Consider the following 18663-nt stretch of genomic DNA (forward strand, 5'->3'; position numbering starts at 1 on the left):
CATTACTCCCTGTGAAATTGAGCGGCGAATGTAAGAAGCCGCTGTGCGGCAAGATAGTCGGGCACTTCGGTGAGGAAGCCGTTCACCACGGCGGCGGCAACGCGCTTGCCATTTGCTGCCTGGCATGCGGTTTCGAACGTGGAGATAATCTGCCTGGCCTGTGCAATTTCCTGAGCCGAAGGGGTTAACGTTTGATTCACCAGCCCCACAAATTGCTCATTAACAATGGCTTTGGCCCGATACCCCATGCTGCGGGACTGGCGCATATCGCGTTGTGCACCTTCGTTATCCGAATAGCTGTAGGGGCAATCAATCGGTGTAATGCCCATTGCCGTACATTCGACCAAAAAGCGCTGGCGTATGTAGCTTAATTCGCTGCCGGCCCGGGTTCTTTCCGCACCGATATCGGCCACCATATCTTCAGTGCCGACCAGAATGGCGCGAATACGCGAACTTGCCTGTGCAATGGCGCAGGTATTGATGAGCCCGCGAGCGGATTCGATATTGGGGACCAATTCTGTCGAACCAGGCTCAATGTCGTAGCGTATTTCAAAGTGATGAACCGCTTTATCCAACTCTGCAACCTGTTGTGGCGTGGAAACCAAGGACATCATGATGATGTCTGGGCGTGCGGACATCACACTATCAAGGTCTTCTAGCCCCCCGTCATCAAGCGGGTTGATGCGTACTGACGTCAGTGAACCCGCGGCGTGCCAGATGGGCAGGATCTCTTTGGTCAAGTGCCTGGCTTGTGGTCTTAGTGCTGGGGGGGTAAAAGTCTCCAGTTCCTGTATCAGGACATCAGCCCCACTCTCTGCCCCTTGTCGCAAGGCATCGCGATCGGCCCCAGCTAAAAATAGCCATGAACGACGTGGGTTTGACGGTGTTATGGGTGCGGATAATGGCATTAACGATCCCCTGTGTTAAAAGGCTGTATCAAGCGATGAGTATTGGAGCCGTTATAACGAGTCCTGGAAATTCATTACTCGTTGTTTCATGTCATCAGGTACTGGGACCGATTTATTAATCAGGTAATCAAAACAGACATGCGTAGAGGCACCTTGCGCAATCAGTGTCTTGTCGCCATGCTGGTTTTTATGGATTTCATAATGCATTTCAAAACTTTTGCTGCCGAAATTGATCACGCGGCAGCTGACCTCTAAATTATCGCCTAATATAGCCGGCGCAATGTATTCACAAGAGGTTTTCACCATGATTTGCGGTAACTTTTCGCTGTAAGGGATCGCTAAAAGGGTGTGCATATATTTTACATAGGCATGCTGAATATATTCGTAATAAACCGGGCTGCTGACATGCCCCATTGAATCAGTGTCACGGTATTTGACTTCCAGCGCAATGATGAAGGCTTGCTTTTCCATAAGTATTCTCCAACGTTATGACGAAAATAGGGAATTAAATTATCGAGTTGGGTCAATGCGCTGCTTATAAATCGGCAGGCGATTAATCTGATTGAAAATATTCTTTTTATGCATTTCTTCTGTTCCTCCCACGCTGCAAAAACCGAGCGCATCGCGAACAAAGTCGGCTATTGGCCCTTGCTGATAGCCGATACTGCCGTACAGTTTGAGCAAGCTGGTGGCATTATTGACCAAATCATTGGCACCCATAATTTTTGCCATGGAACTGACCATCAATAATTCCTGTTCCGTATGCTCATTGAGCAAGTGACTTAACGCCCCATAAGCCAGCCAGCGGCTGCGCTCGATCCCGAGCTGTATTTCGACGATGCGTTGCTGAACGTACTGGTGCCGATCGATGGTGCTGCCAAAGCTTGCCCGGCTGTGGATGTAAGACAAGGCGTCCTTCATAAAGCAGGTGGGAATAAGCGCGGCGACCAAGCCGTAATATATTCTGCCTAGTGATATGATTTGTATTAAGTTTTTATGGCCATCGCCCGGTTTGCCAAGCAGTTGTTCAGGGGGGATACGCACATTTGCAAAACGTATGCTGCCGGTAGGCAAATCTGCCAGCCCTAATTTATTGTCTGGTGTTTGGTAGGTAACCCCTGTGGTTTCGCGATCGACGAGTGCCAAAGCGATACCACCCTGATTTTCCGTATTGGCCAGGCGAGTGACAACCAAGGTAAATTGAGTGATAGGAGCGTGAGCAATATTGTATTTTTCGCCTGTCAGCAGATAACCTTGTTCATCTTCAATGAGCATGGTTTTAATGTTACGCGTATCGGTTCCTGTCTCTGGCTCGGCTATGGCGGTTGCACTTAACTCTCCCCGTAGGATGGCAGGGAAATACCGTTCACGCTGCATGTCATTACCGTACAGCGTTAATGCGCGTACCATGCCCGCTTGAGCAATAATCGATAACAATAAACCGGGTTTCCGGATGGATGACGCGACCCCTTCAAGCGCCGTGGTGAAATGCCACCATCCTAACCCGTTACCCCCATATTCCGATGGCACGATATACTGCCAAAGCCCTTCCTGTAAAAGCCGTTGCCATCCTTCGGTATTAAATTCACCGAGGGAGTTGTTTTCCTGATGGGCTAATGAGGTACCCACAGCATAATATTTTGCTCGAATTTCTCTTTGCTCTTCCGTCCAGTCGAATTGCATTTTGAACCCCTCCATGTCTCTCGCTATGATCCTTTGATGTCACCATAACAAACGTATTTTTTCATCAATGAAAAAACTGATAATCTTTCGGCTTGGCTTTTCTGGCTTAGCGTTACTGGTTATATTTAAACAATAAAAAGGAAGCCGGATAATGATTTTGGCACTAAAAATAATGAATTTTGGCCATATTAGCGAATCACTGTGTCGCCCTATTTCGACGCTGTTGGGAGATTCAGCGAGACTGACACCCGACAGCGCCGAAAAATGCGCTAACGGTTATCAGCACTCATCAACTTTTCACCTAATGTCAGCGCCTCTTCCAGGGTTGCCGCTGTTGCCAGCGGGGTGCCGAAAAACTTCATCATTTCTTTGGCATGAGCCATTTGTTGTTCACGCTCTTTAGCATCAGGTTCGACGCTAATCAGGGCGCGGCAGATGCTGCCAAACTTTTCCTTGTTCGCTTTGAACCAGCGCATACGGCATTTGCGATCGTCATTGCTTTCTTCTTTAGGGCGATTGGGGGGGAAAACGATCACGAAGGGGAGAGCTTGAGCGATCAGGCTATTGAGTTCCTCTTCCCATCGTTTGGTGTAACCAGGCACGATGGCCTGGTTACGCATGATCACCAAAGGGAATTGTCGAATGTCGTAGACGGTAAAGCGTTGTGAACTCAGTGTCATGGTGATTCCTCTGTCTATTAAGGTGAATGGGATGATGACTATGCTTTGGCTTTAGGCACAAAAGGCGGTTTGGCAAACCAAACCAGCACGATGGCTAACAGAAATACGCCAGCCAGCGCATAAGAAATATCATTGAAGGCGATCTGTGTGGCCTGCTCGGAGAGCAGGCTATTCAGCCGTTCATAGCCTAGCTGCGCCTGGCCCTGCCCTAAAGTCGCGACCGCCTGGTGAGTGTCTTGATCGTAGGCCGTCAGGGACTCGCCTAATTGGGCGTGATGGGAAATCGCACGGCGATCCCACATCAGGGTGGTGATGGAGACCGCCAGGCTGGCACCCAGCGTACGCATAAAAGTGGCCAGCCCTGAGCCAGCCGCGATCTCGTCTGGCTTGAGGTCGGAGAGCAGGATGGCGTTGATCGGCATGATAAACAGGGCCAGCCCCAACCCCTGTAACAGTTGGATCAGCGCGATATGCTGGAAATCAATCTCAATGACAAAGCCTGAGCGCAGGTAAGAGGCCGTAGCTAGCAGGATGAAAGCCCCGCACACCAGCCAGCGCATGTTGAAACGCGGCGCATATTTGCCCATAAAGGGCATCAGTAGCAGCGGCAAGATCCCCATGGGAGCGACAGCCAACCCCGCCCAGATGGGGGTGTAGCCCAAGGTGCGCTGTAGCCAAAGTGGCATGATGACGTTGGTAGCGTAAAACGCGGAATAGGCACCGATCAGCGCAAGCGTACCCACCCGGAAATTGCGATGACGAAATAGCTGCAAATTGACGATCGGCTGTGAGTCGGTCAGTTCCCAGATCACAAAAAACAGTAAGCTGACCACGGCAACGATAGCCAGCACGACGATCTGGGTAGAGTTGAACCAATCCTCTTCGTTGCCTTTATCCAGCAAGATCTGGAGTGCTCCAACCCCCAGGATCAACGCGACTAGGCCAACTCGATCCACCTTGGCACGCTGGGTGCTCTCGGGGCGACCATGCATTTGGCTGGCAACCAGCGTGCAGGCAAAAATGCCGACGGGAATATTGATCAGGAAGGTCCAGCGCCAGGAGTAATAATCGGTGATCCACCCGCCGAGCAAAGGGCCTGCAACCGGAGCGACCACGGTGACCATGGCGATCATCGACAGCGCATAACCCCGTTTTTCCGGCGGATAAATCGACAACATCAGCGCTTGGGTCGTCGGGATCAGTGGCCCGGCCACCGCTCCTTGTAACACGCGACAGAGAATTAACATTTCCATATTGATGGCCATTCCGCACGCTAATGAAGCGGCAGTGAACAATCCCATTGACCAGAGAAACAGCCGCAGTTGGCCAACACGACGTACCAGAAAACCGGTGAGTGGCAAGGCAATCGCGTTGCTGGCGGCAAAACTGGTGATCACCCAGGCGCTCTGGCTACTGCTGGCTCCCAGATTACCGGCGATGGTCGGCAAGGACACGTTGGCGATAGTGCCATCAAGCACGTACATAAATACCGCCAGAGCCAGGCCAAAGGTGGTCCAGTTGACGCTGGGCGGACGGAAATCCTGGGCAGGGATAGCGGAGCTCATATGTCCCCTCCGTTGGCCTTAACGATCTGTTCGATCAAGGCGTCTGATTGACTCAGTTGATCAAGATAGACATCTGTCGCCAGCAAGGGCTCTGGCGAGCGTTGAGCTAATAACGCACCGCTGCGGTCATGCAGATCCACATTGACCTGCATGGACAAGCCAATGCGTAGCGGGTGGCTAATGAGTTGCTCGGGCTGAGTGAGGGAGATCCGTACCGGTACACGCTGAACGATCTTGATCCAATTCCCCGTTGCATTTTGTGCTGGCAGCAGCGCGAATGCGGCACCGGTTCCAATACCCAGGTTCTGAACTTGGCCGTTATAGCGTATGGTTTTGCCATAGACATCGGCATAGATCTCTACTGGCTGATCGATGCGAATATCACGCAGTTGAGCTTCAGTGAAATTAGCCTCGACCCAGACTTTATCCAGCGGCACGACGGCCATCAGCGCTTCGCCTGGCTGTACCCGCTGTCCCAACTGCACCTTGCGTTTGGCGACATACCCTGTGACCGGGGAGACGATGGTGGTGCGTGAGCGATCGAGGTAAGCGACACGCAATGCCGCTATCGCTGCCAGTACTTCTGGGTGCGAAGTCAGGCTGGTGTTATCAACTAATGAGAGAGTTTGCTGGTACTGTTGCTCGATAGCGTCCAGCGCGCTCTGTGCCTCCAGAAAAGCGTTGTTGGCATGGGCTAACTCCTCTTTGGAGATGGCATGAGAAAGGGTGAGTACGCGGCGTCGTTGGTAATCGGCGCGTGCTTTGTCCAGCGTGGCCTGGCGGACAGCGATTTCGGCCTTGGCACCGCTGACCGCACTATACAAACCACGTACTTTGCGCACCACGTTGGCCAGATGGGCCTTGGCATTGTCCAGTGCCAGTTGGCTGTCACCAGGATCGAGCACAACCAGCGTATCGCCAGCGAACACCAATTCACCATCATCGGCGTTGATGGACACCACGGTGCCATGAAACTGTGGCGTGATCTGTACGACATCACCCTGAACATAGGCGTTATCGGTGCTGGCATACCAGCGGCCATACACGCCATACCATCCCCCCCAGAGAATAGCGGCAAGCAGACAGGCTGCCCCCAGTAAATACAGCAGCCAAGGGCGTTTACTTTTCGCAGGGGTGGGGGAAGGGGTCTTAACGTCATTCATTAGGGGCCTCTGGTTGGTCAATGAGCGGAGAATGTATGAATAATGGACAATTGACGAAAAGTTGGGTAACGTTATTTAGGCTAAAAACAATGAGAAACAATCATGACGGTAGCGGTGCTTGCCAACCATCCCTCCGACCTCAGTGAACGAGCCGATGGCCCTTCACTCATCGCTATGTGGGGTGAAGACGATCCGGGGCTTGAGTTTTGTCTGGGGACGCGCGAATACGATTGGCACCATCATTTGCGGGGGCAGTTGTTCTGCGTGGAGAACGGCTTGTTGCATGTTCGCACCAGGCAGGGATCCTGGCTGTTACCCCCGAACCGCGCTGGCTGGATACCCTCACACGAGCCGCACAAGGTCAGCATCAGCGGCGTCATGAGCGGCTGGACGGTGCTGATTACGCCTGATGCGAGCAAAGACTTGCCCGACCAACCCTGCGTGATTGGCATCAGTGAGTTGATGAATGCGCTAGTACGCCGTGCGGTGTCCTGGTCGTTTGAAGAGACTTTGCAGGTTGAACAGGAGCGGATGATTGCGGTGTTGTTGGATGAAATCCGGCGTTCGCCCCATCAGCCGCTGCATTTGAGAATGCCTACCGACCGGCGCTTGTTACGGATCACCAATGCGATCCTTGCCGAGCCTGATAACACCAGAACCTTGCAAGCCTGGGCGGCTTGGGGAGGGCTTTCCCCCAGCACCCTATCGCGATTGTTTATGGCCGAGACGGGCAACAGCTTTGCACAATGGCGTCAACAGGCAAGGTTGTCTCACGCGTTGGAAATGTTGGCTAATGGTATGCCTGTGAGCAGTATTGCGGATGCCTTGGGGTACGCGACCCCCAGCAACTTTATTGCGATGTTTAGACGGTGTTTCGGCGATTCTCCCGCCCATTATTTCTCCAAGCGCAAGTCGCTGTGATTCGGACCATTGGTTGTTCACCGTGATGAGAGACCAAATCCTGACCTTGGTTGCCCGCAAAGCAGGTTTTTACCTATCCCGGCATGAAAATTCACCATTTCGGTGCTTAAAGCAGCAATCAGACAAAATTCGCGTTTTTTTGCTTTCAGGGGCTTGCGGCGAAAAGGATTTCTCGTATAATGCGCACCCCGTACCGATGAAGAATTTCGTTTCATTCACCATCGTTACGCCGGGCGGGAATAGCTCAGTTGGTAGAGCACGACCTTGCCAAGGTCGGGGTCGCGAGTTCGAGTCTCGTTTCCCGCTCCAACTTCAAAAATGCTGCTGATGTAGCATGATGAAGAAAAAGTAGTTAAAGTAACACCCATGCGACGCGGGAATAGCTCAGTTGGTAGAGCACGACCTTGCCAAGGTCGGGGTCGCGAGTTCGAGTCTCGTTTCCCGCTCCAAAAATTTCAAAGGCCATGTTGTTCATTGTTGGCCGGATGCTTCAAGCATATCAATGCGGGAATAGCTCAGTTGGTAGAGCACGACCTTGCCAAGGTCGGGGTCGCGAGTTCGAGTCTCGTTTCCCGCTCCAAATTTATCTCCAGTTTAGATTCAATCCTACGCCGCTTCAGGTGTGACTTTCTTTCAGTTATACATACTCAGAAAATAGGTTGTGAACAGAGTTATCCACAGATCCTGTACATAATACCTTCTGTGCAAAAATGCAACGCCTCACAAATGAAATTTATATCTTATTGATAATAATCAATATTTTTTTCTTATAAAACGTTATCTCGATCACTTGCTCTTTTTGTGACGCTTGAAAGACAACGCATTTTTATTTTTATGCACAAATCCACAGGGAGAGTCTGAGGGTTTTCTAGGCATCCCTCGGTAATCCTTTCTCGACCGCCCGAATTAAACGTTTTTTCTGCATCGTCTGCACCTCAACCGCCAGGGCTTCACGGCGTGCAAGCTGTTGAGCCAGTGCCCAACTGATATGCTCGTCCAGCATCGGATCCTGACCCTGCCGGGTCTGCAAGCTGATAACGATCTGATCCAGATAAGGGGCGTTGCCGAGTGCTACCGCGATATTGCGTAACCAGCGCAAATGGCCGATACGTCGGATGGCAGAGCCTTCGGTGATACGGAGAAACTTCTCCTCATTCCAGCCAAACAGCTCGATCAGTTGCGGGGCATGCAGCGCAGCGCGAGGGCTGAAATCGTCTTCATCCGTCAACTGCGAGAAGCGGTTCCATGGGCAAATGAGCTGGCAATCGTCGCAGCCGTAGATTCTATTGCCCATCAGAGGGCGGAATTCTTCTGGAATAGCACCTTCCAGCTCGATGGTCAGATAGGAGATGCAGCGCCGGGCATCGACGGTGTAAGGGGCTACTATCGCACCGGTGGGGCAAGTGGTAATGCAGGCGACACAGCGGCCACACTGCTCTTCCTGCGGCTTATCCACAGGCAGGGGCAGATCGATTAACAACTCGCCCAGGAAAAACCAGGAACCGGCGTCGCGGTTGAGGATCAGTGAGTGTTTACCAACCCAGCCGATGCCGGCTTTTGAGGCCAAGGCTCGCTCCATGATGGGGGCCGAGTCCACAAAGGGCCGGAAATTCAGTTCACCGCAGTAAGCCTGGATTTGATCGCCGAGTTTTTTTAGCCGCTGGCGCAGTAGCTTGTGATAATCACGCCCCAGCGCATAACGGCTAACGTAGCCCAGCTGCGGGTTTTTTAACGTACTGGCGAACGCGGCTTTCGCGGGGAGATAGTTCATGCGCACGCTGATCACCCGCAGTGTGCCGGGCAATAATTCATGTGGCCGCGCGCGCATCATGCCGTGACGTGCCATCCACTCCATCTCGCCGTGGTATTGCTTATCCAGCCACGCCTGCAATCGGGGTTCTTCCGCGCTGAGATCGGTATCGCAGATCCCCACCTGCTGGAATCCTAGCGATTGCCCCCATTGCTTGATATGTTGGGCTAGTTGATCGAGATCGAGGGGGTGTGTCATGACGGGCCATAGTGAGAAACAATACTGTTCCAGTTTACCACACTCTGTTTGGTCTGCAGACTGGATCCGCCAGGCAGAACCTGCTGCTGCCGCAACGCTGGGTCTCTCCTTGTATTCGTTAATGGAGCGTGCCGGTGCGGCGGCTTACCAGCTGGCGTGCGACCGGTATCCGGCCAGCAGGCATTGGCTGGTGCTGTGTGGGCATGGCAATAACGGTGGCGATGGTTACGTGGTTGCTCGTCTGGCCCGTGCGGCGGGTATCAAGGTGACGCTGATTGCCTGCGAAGGCGTTCGTCCATTGCCACCAGAGGCTGCCAACGCCCGGCAAGCCTGGTTGGCAAGTGGCGGAGAAGTCCTGCCCGCGACCAGCCGTTGGCCAGAGGATGTCGATCTCATCATTGATGGTTTATTAGGCACCGGATTGGGGGCGGCCCCCAGAGCGCCCTATGATGCCCTGATCGAAGCGGCCAACCGAGCCGAGGCGCCAGTGGTTGCTCTGGATATCCCTTCTGGCCTGCTGGCTGAAAGCGGAGCCGTGCCGGGAGTCTCGATCCGTGCGGCCCTTACGCTGACTTTTATTGCACTCAAACCAGGGTTGCTGACCGGGCAGGCGCGTGATTGGGTGGGGCAACTGCATTACAGTACGCTAGGATTAGCGGATTGGCTGACAACACAGTCCCCGCAGATCGAGCGTATTACGGCTGACGATTTGGGCAGATGGCTGAAGCCTCGCCGCCCTTGTTCTCATAAAGGGGAGCATGGTCGTTTACTGCTGGTGGGTGGCGATCACGGTTTTGGCGGAGCCATCCGCATGGCAGCGGAAGCCGCACTGCGTACCGGGGCTGGACTAGTGCGAGTGCTTACTCACAGTGAGAACATTGGGCCGCTGCTGACCGCCCGGCCTGAGTTGATGGTGCAACGCCTGAGTAATGATATCCTGCAACAGGCGCTGGACTGGGCCGATGTGGTCGTGATTGGCCCGGGGCTTGGCCAGGGCGATTGGGGCCGCAACGCGTTGCAACAGCTGCAAGCCAGTGATAAACCAACATTATGGGACGCTGATGCGCTTAACTTACTGGCATTACACCCCGAGAAGCGTCAGAATCGTATTATTACCCCGCATCCTGGTGAAGCCGCGCGATTATTGAGCTGCCGCACCGCTGATATTGAGAGTGATCGCTTACTTGCAACCCGCAGGTTGGTCGCGCAATACGGCGGTATTGTGGTGCTGAAAGGCGCAGGCACCTTGATCGCCGATGAGCATGGACAGATGGCGATCGCCGACGTTGGCAATGCTGGCATGGCATCCGGTGGCATGGGAGATGTGCTGTCGGGTATCATTGGCGGTTTGCTGGCGCAAAAGCTACCGCTGTATGATGCCGCCTGCGCGGGCTGCGTAGTGCACGGCGCAGCGGCAGATCAGGTTGCTGCAAAACAAGGAACAAGGGGATTACTGGCCACCGATCTGCTGGCGGTGATCCCTTATTACGTTAACCCTGAGTTGGCAAAATAGACATTATCGAATGAAAGAACTCGTTTTACCGCTGCCGGATGAGGCAGCCACAGTCGCACTGGGGGCCGTCTTGGCCCAGGCATGCGATCGTGCCAGCGTGATTTATCTTTATGGGGATTTGGGTGCCGGTAAAACCACCTTCAGCCGCGGCTTTCTGCAGGCGTTAGGCCATCAGGGCAATGTGAAAAGCCCAACCTATACGCTGGTGGAACCTTATGCGCTGCAACCGCTGGCGGTCTATCACTTTGATCTTTATCGCTTGGCCGATCCGGAAGAACTCGAATTTATGGGTATCCGCGACTATTTTGCCCAGGACTCGATTTGCCTGGTGGAGTGGCCGCAGCAGGGTACCGGCGTGCTGCCCGATCCCGATCTGGAACTGCATCTCAGTTACCAAGACGAAGGGCGTCAGGCGAAGCTCCAGGCGGTTTCCGCCTATGGCGAACAATTATTAGAAAGTATCCAGAGGCAACAAGGATGACGCAGCAATGATGTATGGGTTAAGAAGATTTGCTGTAATTGCCTTGCTTGCGCTGCTGGGGCCGTTTGGTGCCTGGGCGGCATCGTCCCTCTCCGACGTCAAAGTGACCAATGCTCAGCGTGAAGCCACGGTGTCAGTGAGCTTTACTGGCCCTCCGGAGTATACCTTCGCCACGTTACATGGCCCGGATCGGGTGGTGCTGGACGTTACCCAAACTGGCAAGGTGGGCGGCCTACCGTTGAACTTCAGCGGCCAGAACCTGGTAAAAAGAATTCGTTCCAGTCAGCCGAAAAATGCGCAAAGCGTACGCTTGGTGTTTGATTTAACCCAACGTGCCAAAACCCGTGTAGCGACGCGTCAAGAGGGTAACAGTTACATCGTCGTCTTCACCATCACCTCAGAAGCCAGGACGGCGACTAACACCGTTCGTAAGGCACCAGTTCCTGTGCCTGTGCCGGTGGTGAGTGAGCCAGTGCGTAAGGCGCCGGTCACGTCAAGTAGCGCCAATCCATTTACTCCGAAGTCGGCTGCGGTATCAGGCACGGCAACCAGCATTACCCCACGTAGCAGCCGGGTGTCCGCCGGTTCTGGCGATCGGGTGGTGGTGGCGATCGACGCCGGCCATGGTGGACAGGATCCTGGCGCTATCGGGCCAAACGGTCTGAAAGAGAAAAACGTCACCATTGCTATCGCGCATCGTCTGCGTGCGTTGTTGGATGCCGATCCGATGTTCAAAGCGGTGATGACGCGTAACGGGGATTACTTTATTTCGGTGATGGGCCGTTCTGATGTGGCGCGCAAGCAGGGGGCCAACGTGTTGGTGTCCATCCACGCGGATGCCGCGCCGAATCGTAGCGCCAAAGGGGCTTCGGTTTGGGTATTGTCCAATCGCCGGGCTAACAGCGAGATGGCCGGTTGGTTGGAACAGCACGAGAAACAGTCCGAACTGCTGGGCGGTGCGGGCGATCTGTTGGCCAATAGCCAGGCCGACCCTTATCTGAGTCAGGCGGTGCTGGATCTGCAGTTCGGTCATTCGCAGCGCGTCGGTTATGACGTAGCCGTCAAGGTATTACAGCAGTTACAGGTCGTAGGTTCATTGCACAAACGCCGTCCGGAACACGCCAGCCTGGGAGTGCTGCGTTCACCGGATATTCCATCTTTACTGGTGGAAACCGGGTTTATCAGTAATAGCACGGAGGAGCGACTGCTGGGCAGTAGCGCATATCAGGATAAAATTGCACGGGCGATCCACAACGGCCTGCGCAGTTATTTCCTGGCGCATCCGCTACAAGCCGACCCAAAGGTGGAAAACCGCCCGCTGGACGTCGCAGCGGCGGTTAACTCCACGACAGACGATCTCAGACAGCCTGAGCCGGTGACCAGCCCGGCCAGAAGCAGCGCCAGCGTAGGAAAAACGCAGATCCATGTGGTGAAGCGGGCGGAAACGCTTTCCGGCATTGCCGATAGTTATGGCACCAGCATGGCGGCGCTACGTGAGCTGAACAAACTGAAAAAAGATGGCGTCTGGGTTGGCCAGCGTCTGAAGGTCCCTGCCGGGAAAACGGCGGCAGCACCGGCTCAGGCCAAGGCCAAGGCAAAAAGCGCTAAACCGAGTAAACATAAGGTGACTCGGGGTGATACGCTGTCATCCATCGCCGCGAAATATGGCGTCAGCGTCAGCGAGCTTAAACGGGTTAACAAATTAAAGTCGGATGTTGCGCCGCTGGATCGGACGCTGATCATTCCGTAGGCCTGATGCCAACAACAGAGGGAACCCCATGCCTATCCAGGTGTTACCGCCACAGCTAGCCAACCAGATTGCCGCCGGAGAAGTGGTCGAACGGCCTGCGTCGGTAGTCAAAGAGCTGGTAGAAAACAGCCTGGATGCCGGGGCAACGCGGATTGATATTGATATCGAACGCGGCGGGGCCAAACTGATCCGTATCCGTGATAACGGCTGCGGCATTGCCAAAGCCGACCTGGCCTTGGCCCTGGCGCGCCATGCCACCAGTAAAATCAGTACGCTTGACGATCTTGAGGCCATAGTCAGCCTGGGCTTTCGCGGCGAAGCGTTGGCCAGTATCAGCTCGGTGTCACGCCTGATGTTGACCTCACGCACGGCGGAACAGAGCGAAGCCTGGCAAGCCTACGCGGAAGGGCGCGATCAGGCGGTCACCGTCAAACCGGCAGCTCATCCGGTGGGCAGCACGCTCGAAGTGCTCGATCTGTTCTACAACACCCCCGCACGGCGCAAATTCATGCGCACCGAAAAAACCGAATTTGGTCATATCGACGAAGTGGTACGGCGCATTGCGCTGGCGCGTTTCGATGTGGCGATCAACCTCAGCCATAACGGCAAGCTAATGCGTCAGTACCGCGCGGCAAAAGAAGAAAGCCAGCATGAGCGGCGTCTGGCCAGCATTTGTGGCCCCGCCTTCTTGCAGCATGCGTTGGCGATTTCCTGGCAGCATGGCGATCTCAGCATCCGCGGCTGGGTGGCGGATCCGCAAGGGGCACGCCAGCTTGGCGAAATGCAGTATTGCTACGTCAACAGCCGGATGATGCGCGATCGGCTGATTAATCATGCCATTCGTCAGGCGTATCAGGATCAGTTGAAAGACGATCAACTGCCTGCCTATGTGCTGTATCTGGAAGTGGATCCGCATCAGGTGGATGTCAACGTTCATCCGGCCAAGCATGAGGTGCGTTTTCATCAGGCTCGGCTGGTACATGATTTTATCTACCAGGCGGTTACCACGGTGTTGCAGCAGGCGGGTAATGTCGCGCTGCCATTGGCTGAAGAGTCCGCTGCGCAGGAGGCTCCCGTCTGGCAGCCGGAGAACCGCGTTGCTGCCGGTGGCAACCACTTCTCCCAGCCTGCGCCACAGCGTGAACGTCAGCCTGCAGAGCCCTCCGCTGCCCGTGAACGAGCCCCGCAGCCAGCCTATCAGGCCGGTGCGGGTTACCAAAAGCGTGAAGGTGAGCTGTATGGCAAGCTGTTGCAGGCGACACCGCCAGCAGATACGGTAAAACAGCCGCTGTTCCCGCCGGTTAACGCCGTGCAGGAAACCCCGCTCGCTGGTAGTCAGCACAGTTTTGGCCGCGTTCTGATGATTTGCCCGCCGAGCTATGCGCTGGTTGAACAGCGTCAGCAGTTGGCGTTACTGAATCTGACCATGGCCGAACGTTGGCTGCGTCAGGCGCAGCTTTGCCCGCCGGAAGAGGGATTACGGCCGCAGCCGCTGCTGATCCCGATTAAGCTGACGTTGAATAAAAATGAAGCGGCCGCCTGCGTGCAACATCAGGCACTGCTGGTCAAAATGGGGTTGGAGCTGCAATCCGATCACGGTCGTGTGACGTTGCGCGCAGTACCTTTACCATTACGCCAACAAAATTTACAAAAGTTGATACCCGAGCTGTTAGGCTATCTGGCCGAACATCAGGAGATGTCGCCAACGGTGCTATCCATCTGGATCGCCAGCCAATTAGGCAGCGAACACGAAGTGTGGAACAGCTCGCAAGCGATACAATTGTTGACAGAAGTTGAACGACTTTGCCCGCAACTGGTCAAATCCCCTCCTGCCGCTCTTTTACAACCCGTTGATTTGCAGGCTGCATTGGCAGCGCTTAAGCATGACTGAAATTGAAATGAACCCTCGTCCCCCAGCCATTTTTATCATGGGGCCAACGGCCTCAGGCAAAACCGCCTTGGCGATGGCGCTGCGTGAGCGCTTGCCCGTCGAACTGATCAGTGTCGATTCCGCCCTGATTTATCGCGGTATGGATATTGGTACCGCCAAGCCTTCGGCGGAAGAGCTTGCCCTGGCACCACACCGTTTGATTGATATCCGCGATCCTGCGCAAGCGTACTCGGCGGCCGATTTTCGTGCCGATGCGTTGCGGGAAATGGCTGATATTACTGCCGCCGGACGTATTCCGCTGTTGGTGGGGGGCACAATGCTTTATTTTAAGGCGTTACTGGAAGGGTTATCGCCGTTACCCTCTGCCGATCCCGCAGTACGCGAGCGGATTGAGCAGCAGGCGGCGGAGCTTGGTTGGGAGGCTTTGCACCGCCAATTGCAGGCGATAGACCCGGTTGCGGCCTTACGTATTCATCCGAATGATCCACAGAGACTCTCCAGAGCACTGGAAGTTTTTTTGATTTCGGGTAAAACTTTAACTGAACTGACTAAAATTTCGGGTGAATCGTTACCGTATCATGTTCACCAATTTGCGATAGCGCCAGTCAGCCGGGAGTTGTTGCATCAACGTATCGAGCTGCGGTTCAATCAGATGTTGGCGGCGGGTTTTGAGGCGGAAGCGCGTGCACTTTTTGCACGGGGTGATTTGCATACGGATTTGCCTTCCATTCGCTGTGTCGGTTATCGCCAGATGTGGTCATATTTTTCTGGCGAGATTAGTTACGATGAGATGGTTTTTCGAGGTATTTGCGCAACACGTCAGTTGGCCAAACGCCAGATGACCTGGTTACGGGGTTGGGAGTCGGTTCGGTGGTTGGACAGTGAAAAGCCGGGAGAGGCTTTAGACTCGGTAACACAGGTTGTTAGTGCATAGGTTGAGTGATTGTGTACAATTGATGAGTATTCAGCGCGCAAATTTTTTAGGTCGTTTATTTTGAGCCGACAGGTTCTTGGTTAAAAACAACAAACAAATAAGGAAAAGATAGAATGGCTAAGGGGCAATCTTTGCAAGATCCGTTCCTGAACGCATTGCGTCGTGAACGTGTTCCGGTTTCTATTTATTTGGTGAATGGTATTAAGCTGCAAGGCCAGATTGAGTCTTTTGACCAGTTTGTCATCCTGTTGAAGAACACGGTGAGCCAGATGGTTTATAAGCACGCTATCTCTACCGTTGTTCCATCGCGCCCGGTATCGCACCACAGCAACACCCCGAGCAGCGGCGGCACCAGCAATTATCACCATGGTAACAACCCGTCTGCGCCGCAACAGCCGCAGCAGGAAAGCGATGACGCTGAATAAAGCGCGTTGCGAGTCAACCATGACGGGGAGCATAAGCAGCGCAGTGCTGTTTATGTCCCCCAAACTCGCGGTTTTGTTCCGTTTGAGAGGTTGCACGCTTGTTTGACCGTTATGAAGCCGGTGAGCAGGCCGTCCTGGTTCATATCTATTTCTCGCAAGACAAAGATACAGAAGATCTCAGTGAGTTCGAATCGCTGGTGTCCTCTGCGGGCGTTGAGGCTTTGCAAGTGGTTACTGGTAGCCGCAAAGCACCTCACCCAAAATACTTTGTCGGTGAAGGAAAGGCCGAAGAAATTGCAGATGCGGTGAAAGCCAGCGGCGCGTCTGTTGTCCTGTTTGATCACGCCCTTTCCGCAGCGCAGGAGAGAAATCTCGAACGCCTGTGTGAATGCCGGGTGATCGATCGCACCGGGTTGATTCTCGACATCTTTGCCCAGCGTGCCCGTACCCATGAAGGTAAGCTGCAGGTAGAGTTGGCGCAATTGCGTCATATTGCCACTCGTCTGGTTCGTGGTTGGACTCACCTTGAACGTCAGAAAGGGGGGATTGGCCTACGCGGGCCGGGGGAGACTCAGTTAGAAACTGACCGTCGTCTGCTACGCGATCGCATCAGTCTGATTCTGCGCCGCCTTGAGCGCGTAGAGAAGCAGCGCGATCAAGGGCGACGAGCGCGTACCCGTGCCGATGTGCCAACCGTATCGCTGGTGGGTTACACCAACGCAGGCAAATCAACCCTGTTTAACCGAATTACGTCTGCCGGAGTGTATGTGGCGGACCAGCTATTTGCCACCCTGGATCCTACCCTGCGGCGTATTGACGTGGCGGACGTAGGCGATACCGTGTTGGCGGATACCGTAGGCTTTATCCGGCACTTGCCGCACGATCTTGTTGCCGCGTTCAAAGCGACACTGCAAGAGACGCGCCAGGCCTCTCTGTTGTTACATGTGATCGACGCTGCGGATACCCGGGTGGATGAAAACATTGAAGCGGTGAACTCCGTGTTGGCAGAGATTGAGTCGGATGAGATCCCTACACTGTTAGTGATGAACAAAATAGATATGCTGGATGATTTTGTCCCGCGTATCGATCGCAACGAGGAAAACTTACCGATCCGTGTGTGGCTGTCCGCCGCCAGCGGTGAAGGTATCCCGTTGCTATTTCAGGCGTTGACGGAGCGCTTATCGGGGGAAATCGCGCATTTTGAGCTGCGCTTACCGCCACAGGCAGGCCGTCTTCGTAGCCGTTTCTACCAGCTTCAGGCGATCGAAAAAGAGTGGAATGAAGAGGACGGCAGTATCGGCGTGGTGGTGCGTATGCCGATCGTGGAGTGGCGTCGCCTCTGCAAGCAGGAACAGGAACTGATTAACTTTATCGTATGATCATATCCTGTTACATTTGTGTGCCCGCTCAATAGAAGAGTGGGCTAAGCATTAGCCTGAAGTACCCAATCACAGAATAATGGAGCTAAAACATGGCGTGGAATCAGCCCGGTAATAACGGACAGGACCGCGACCCGTGGGGGAGCAGCAATAATAATGGCGGCAACTCTGGCGGTAACAATAAAGGCGGTCGCGATCAAGGGCCACCGGATTTAGACGATATCTTCCGCAAGCTGAGCAAGAAATTGAGCAGCCTGACCGGCGGTGGCAAAGGCTCCAACGGCAATAACGGCGGTGGCACGGGGTCAATCGGGCCGGGATTCAGTGGCAAGATTGTCGGCATCGCTGCGGTTGCGGTGGTGGTGATCTGGGCCGCCAGCGGTTTCTATACCATCAAAGAAGCCGAGCGTGGTGTAGTCACTCGCTTTGGTAAATTCAGCCATCTGGTGCAGCCAGGTCTGAACTGGAAACCGACGTTTATCGATCAGGTTCGCCCGGTTAACGTGGAGTCGGTCCGTGACCTGTCCGCGTCCGGTGTGATGCTGACTTCCGATGAGAACGTGGTGCGTGTCGAGATGAACGTGCAGTACCGCGTTTCCGATCCGGCAGCCTATCTGTTCAGCGTAACCGATGCCAACGACAGCCTGAGACAGGCGACAGACAGCGCATTGCGTGGTGTTATCGGTAAATACACCATGGACAAGATCCTGACCGAAGGCCGTACCATCGTCCGTAGCGACACTCAGCGTGTACTGGAAGATACCATCCGTCCGTACAAAATGGGTATCACTCTGCTGGACGTCAACTTCCAGGCTGCACGTCCGCCGGAAGAGGTGAAAGCCGCGTTTGATGATGCGATCGCCGCACGTGAAAACGAGCAGCAATCCATTCGTGAAGCAGAAGCTTACGCCAACGAAGTCCAGCCGCGTGCCAACGGTGCTGCACAGCGCCTGCTGGAAAATGCGCGCGCCTACCAGGCCCAGACCGTTCTGGAAGCCCAGGGTGAGGTTGCTCGTTTCGCCAAGCTGTTGCCGGAGTACAAAGCCGCACCGGAAATTACCCGTGAGCGTCTGTACCTCGAAACCATGGAAAAAGTGCTGAGCCACACCCGTAAGGTGTTGGTGGCAGACAATAAAGGCAATAACAATCTGATGGTGCTGCCACTGGATCAGATGCTGCGCGGTGCCGGTAAGTCGGCTACCGAAGGCAGCAAAGATGCCGGGCAGAACCTTCTCGCCCCTGCGCCAGCCTCGGCTCCTTCATCGGAGGCGAGCACCAGCAGTTCCAGCAGTGGTTCCATCATGGACCAACGCCGGGCTAATGCGCAGCGTAGCGACAACACACGCGTAGGGAGAGAATAAT

Annotated in this window: 16 protein-coding genes and 3 tRNA genes; 12 read left to right on the forward strand and 7 right to left on the reverse strand. The window is 54.4% G+C overall.

Going from position 1 to position 18663, the window contains the following annotated elements; genetic code table 11:
• Positions 1–2: 2 nt before the first annotated feature.
• From KGP17_RS01865 to KGP17_RS01890, 6 genes are all read right to left on the reverse strand, one after another.
• Positions 3–908, reverse strand: a complete 906-nt coding sequence (locus KGP17_RS01865; RefSeq protein WP_037376538.1) for a CoA ester lyase — start codon at positions 906–908, stop codon at positions 3–5.
• Positions 909–959: 51 nt separating this feature from the next.
• Positions 960–1379 (reverse strand): thioesterase family protein, encoded by a 420-nt coding sequence (locus KGP17_RS01870; RefSeq protein WP_021807566.1) that lies wholly within the window; start codon positions 1377–1379, stop codon positions 960–962.
• A gap of 39 nt (positions 1380–1418) precedes the next feature.
• The gene (locus tag KGP17_RS01875) at positions 1419–2591 is read right to left on the reverse strand and encodes an acyl-CoA dehydrogenase family protein (protein WP_021807565.1); all 1173 of its coding nucleotides are present in this window, start codon (positions 2589–2591) and stop codon (positions 1419–1421) included.
• 269 nt (positions 2592–2860) lie between these two features.
• Positions 2861–3271: a hypothetical protein gene (locus KGP17_RS01880; protein WP_021807564.1), complete on the reverse strand. Its 411-nt coding sequence runs from the start codon at positions 3269–3271 to the stop codon at positions 2861–2863.
• A gap of 38 nt (positions 3272–3309) precedes the next feature.
• Entirely contained in the window at positions 3310–4836 is a 1527-nt protein-coding gene (locus tag KGP17_RS01885; RefSeq protein ID WP_037376537.1) for a DHA2 family efflux MFS transporter permease subunit, read from the reverse strand.
• The gene (locus KGP17_RS01890; RefSeq protein ID WP_223498756.1) at positions 4833–5999 is read right to left on the reverse strand and encodes an efflux RND transporter periplasmic adaptor subunit; all 1167 of its coding nucleotides are present in this window, start codon (positions 5997–5999) and stop codon (positions 4833–4835) included. Before KGP17_RS01890 ends, KGP17_RS01885 begins: the two co-directional genes overlap by 4 nt.
• 102 nt (positions 6000–6101) lie before the next feature.
• Here KGP17_RS01890 and KGP17_RS01895 point away from each other — a divergent pair, with 102 nt between their 5' ends.
• The 4 genes from KGP17_RS01895 (at position 6102) to KGP17_RS01910 (ending at position 7500) form a co-directional block, all read left to right on the forward strand.
• Positions 6102–6920 (forward strand): helix-turn-helix domain-containing protein, encoded by an 819-nt coding sequence (locus KGP17_RS01895; RefSeq protein WP_021807562.1) that lies wholly within the window; start codon positions 6102–6104, stop codon positions 6918–6920.
• 233 nt (positions 6921–7153) lie between these two features.
• A tRNA-Gly gene (locus KGP17_RS01900) sits at positions 7154–7229 on the forward strand.
• A 64-nt stretch (positions 7230–7293) separates the two neighbouring features.
• Positions 7294–7369, forward strand: a tRNA-Gly gene (locus KGP17_RS01905).
• Between the two features lie 55 nt (positions 7370–7424).
• A tRNA-Gly gene (locus KGP17_RS01910) sits at positions 7425–7500 on the forward strand.
• A gap of 288 nt (positions 7501–7788) precedes the next feature.
• Here the strand turns inward: KGP17_RS01910 and queG are convergent.
• The gene (gene queG, locus KGP17_RS01915; protein ID WP_059199518.1) at positions 7789–8928 is read right to left on the reverse strand and encodes a tRNA epoxyqueuosine(34) reductase QueG; all 1140 of its coding nucleotides are present in this window, start codon (positions 8926–8928) and stop codon (positions 7789–7791) included.
• Between queG and nnr the strand changes: the two genes are divergently transcribed.
• The 8 genes from nnr (at position 8927) to hflK (ending at position 18662) form a co-directional block, all read left to right on the forward strand.
• The gene (gene nnr / locus KGP17_RS01920) at positions 8927–10441 is read left to right on the forward strand and encodes a bifunctional ADP-dependent NAD(P)H-hydrate dehydratase/NAD(P)H-hydrate epimerase (protein ID WP_209523755.1); all 1515 of its coding nucleotides are present in this window, start codon (positions 8927–8929) and stop codon (positions 10439–10441) included. The two genes, queG and nnr, sit on opposite strands and share 2 nt — an antisense overlap.
• A gap of 10 nt (positions 10442–10451) precedes the next feature.
• Positions 10452–10922, forward strand: a complete 471-nt coding sequence (tsaE, locus tag KGP17_RS01925; RefSeq protein ID WP_021178997.1) for a tRNA (adenosine(37)-N6)-threonylcarbamoyltransferase complex ATPase subunit type 1 TsaE — start codon at positions 10452–10454, stop codon at positions 10920–10922.
• A 7-nt stretch (positions 10923–10929) separates the two neighbouring features.
• On the forward strand, positions 10930–12672 hold the full coding sequence (gene amiB, locus KGP17_RS01930) for an N-acetylmuramoyl-L-alanine amidase AmiB (protein WP_021807558.1): 1743 nt from the start codon (positions 10930–10932) through the stop codon (positions 12670–12672).
• Between the two features lie 28 nt (positions 12673–12700).
• A complete protein-coding gene (gene mutL, locus KGP17_RS01935) occupies positions 12701–14563 on the forward strand; it encodes a DNA mismatch repair endonuclease MutL (RefSeq protein ID WP_094982809.1) in 1863 nt (620 codons plus the stop codon).
• On the forward strand, positions 14556–15497 hold the full coding sequence (gene miaA, locus KGP17_RS01940; RefSeq protein WP_186486533.1) for a tRNA (adenosine(37)-N6)-dimethylallyltransferase MiaA: 942 nt from the start codon (positions 14556–14558) through the stop codon (positions 15495–15497). The genes mutL and miaA overlap by 8 nt, the downstream gene beginning before the upstream one ends.
• A gap of 113 nt (positions 15498–15610) precedes the next feature.
• Positions 15611–15922, forward strand: a complete 312-nt coding sequence (gene hfq, locus KGP17_RS01945; protein WP_021179001.1) for an RNA chaperone Hfq — start codon at positions 15611–15613, stop codon at positions 15920–15922.
• A gap of 98 nt (positions 15923–16020) precedes the next feature.
• Positions 16021–17301 (forward strand): ribosome rescue GTPase HflX, encoded by a 1281-nt coding sequence (gene hflX / locus KGP17_RS01950; RefSeq protein WP_021807555.1) that lies wholly within the window; start codon positions 16021–16023, stop codon positions 17299–17301.
• Between the two features lie 92 nt (positions 17302–17393).
• Positions 17394–18662, forward strand: coding sequence for an FtsH protease activity modulator HflK (gene hflK, locus KGP17_RS01955; protein ID WP_059199522.1), 1269 nt, complete (start codon positions 17394–17396; stop codon positions 18660–18662).
• The last annotated feature ends 1 nt before the right edge of the window (position 18663 follow it).

Source organism: Serratia sp. JSRIV001 (assembly GCF_019968745.1).
Classification (GTDB): domain Bacteria; phylum Pseudomonadota; class Gammaproteobacteria; order Enterobacterales; family Enterobacteriaceae; genus Chania; species Chania fonticola_B.

Bases quoted from the DNA above. Each gene is read 5' to 3' on its own strand.
- KGP17_RS01885 (WP_037376537.1), bottom strand. From the start codon at position 4,836: ATGAGCTCCGCTATCCCTGCCCAGGATTTCCGTCCGCCCAGCGTCAAC.
- hfq (WP_021179001.1), top strand. From the start codon at position 15,611: ATGGCTAAGGGGCAATCTTTGCAAGATCCGTTCCTGAACGCATTGCGT.
- hflK (WP_059199522.1), top strand. From the start codon at position 17,394: ATGGCGTGGAATCAGCCCGGTAATAACGGACAGGACCGCGACCCGTGG.
- tsaE (WP_021178997.1), top strand. From the start codon at position 10,452: ATGAAAGAACTCGTTTTACCGCTGCCGGATGAGGCAGCCACAGTCGCA.
- nnr (WP_209523755.1), top strand. From the start codon at position 8,927: ATGACGGGCCATAGTGAGAAACAATACTGTTCCAGTTTACCACACTCT.
- amiB (WP_021807558.1), top strand. From the start codon at position 10,930: ATGATGTATGGGTTAAGAAGATTTGCTGTAATTGCCTTGCTTGCGCTG.
- miaA (WP_186486533.1), top strand. From the start codon at position 14,556: ATGACTGAAATTGAAATGAACCCTCGTCCCCCAGCCATTTTTATCATG.
- queG (WP_059199518.1), bottom strand. From the start codon at position 8,928: ATGACACACCCCCTCGATCTCGATCAACTAGCCCAACATATCAAGCAA.
- KGP17_RS01875 (WP_021807565.1), bottom strand. From the start codon at position 2,591: ATGCAATTCGACTGGACGGAAGAGCAAAGAGAAATTCGAGCAAAATAT.
- KGP17_RS01895 (WP_021807562.1), top strand. From the start codon at position 6,102: ATGACGGTAGCGGTGCTTGCCAACCATCCCTCCGACCTCAGTGAACGA.
- KGP17_RS01890 (WP_223498756.1), bottom strand. From the start codon at position 5,999: ATGAATGACGTTAAGACCCCTTCCCCCACCCCTGCGAAAAGTAAACGC.
- KGP17_RS01880 (WP_021807564.1), bottom strand. From the start codon at position 3,271: ATGACACTGAGTTCACAACGCTTTACCGTCTACGACATTCGACAATTC.
- mutL (WP_094982809.1), top strand. From the start codon at position 12,701: ATGCCTATCCAGGTGTTACCGCCACAGCTAGCCAACCAGATTGCCGCC.
- KGP17_RS01865 (WP_037376538.1), bottom strand. From the start codon at position 908: ATGCCATTATCCGCACCCATAACACCGTCAAACCCACGTCGTTCATGG.
- KGP17_RS01870 (WP_021807566.1), bottom strand. From the start codon at position 1,379: ATGGAAAAGCAAGCCTTCATCATTGCGCTGGAAGTCAAATACCGTGAC.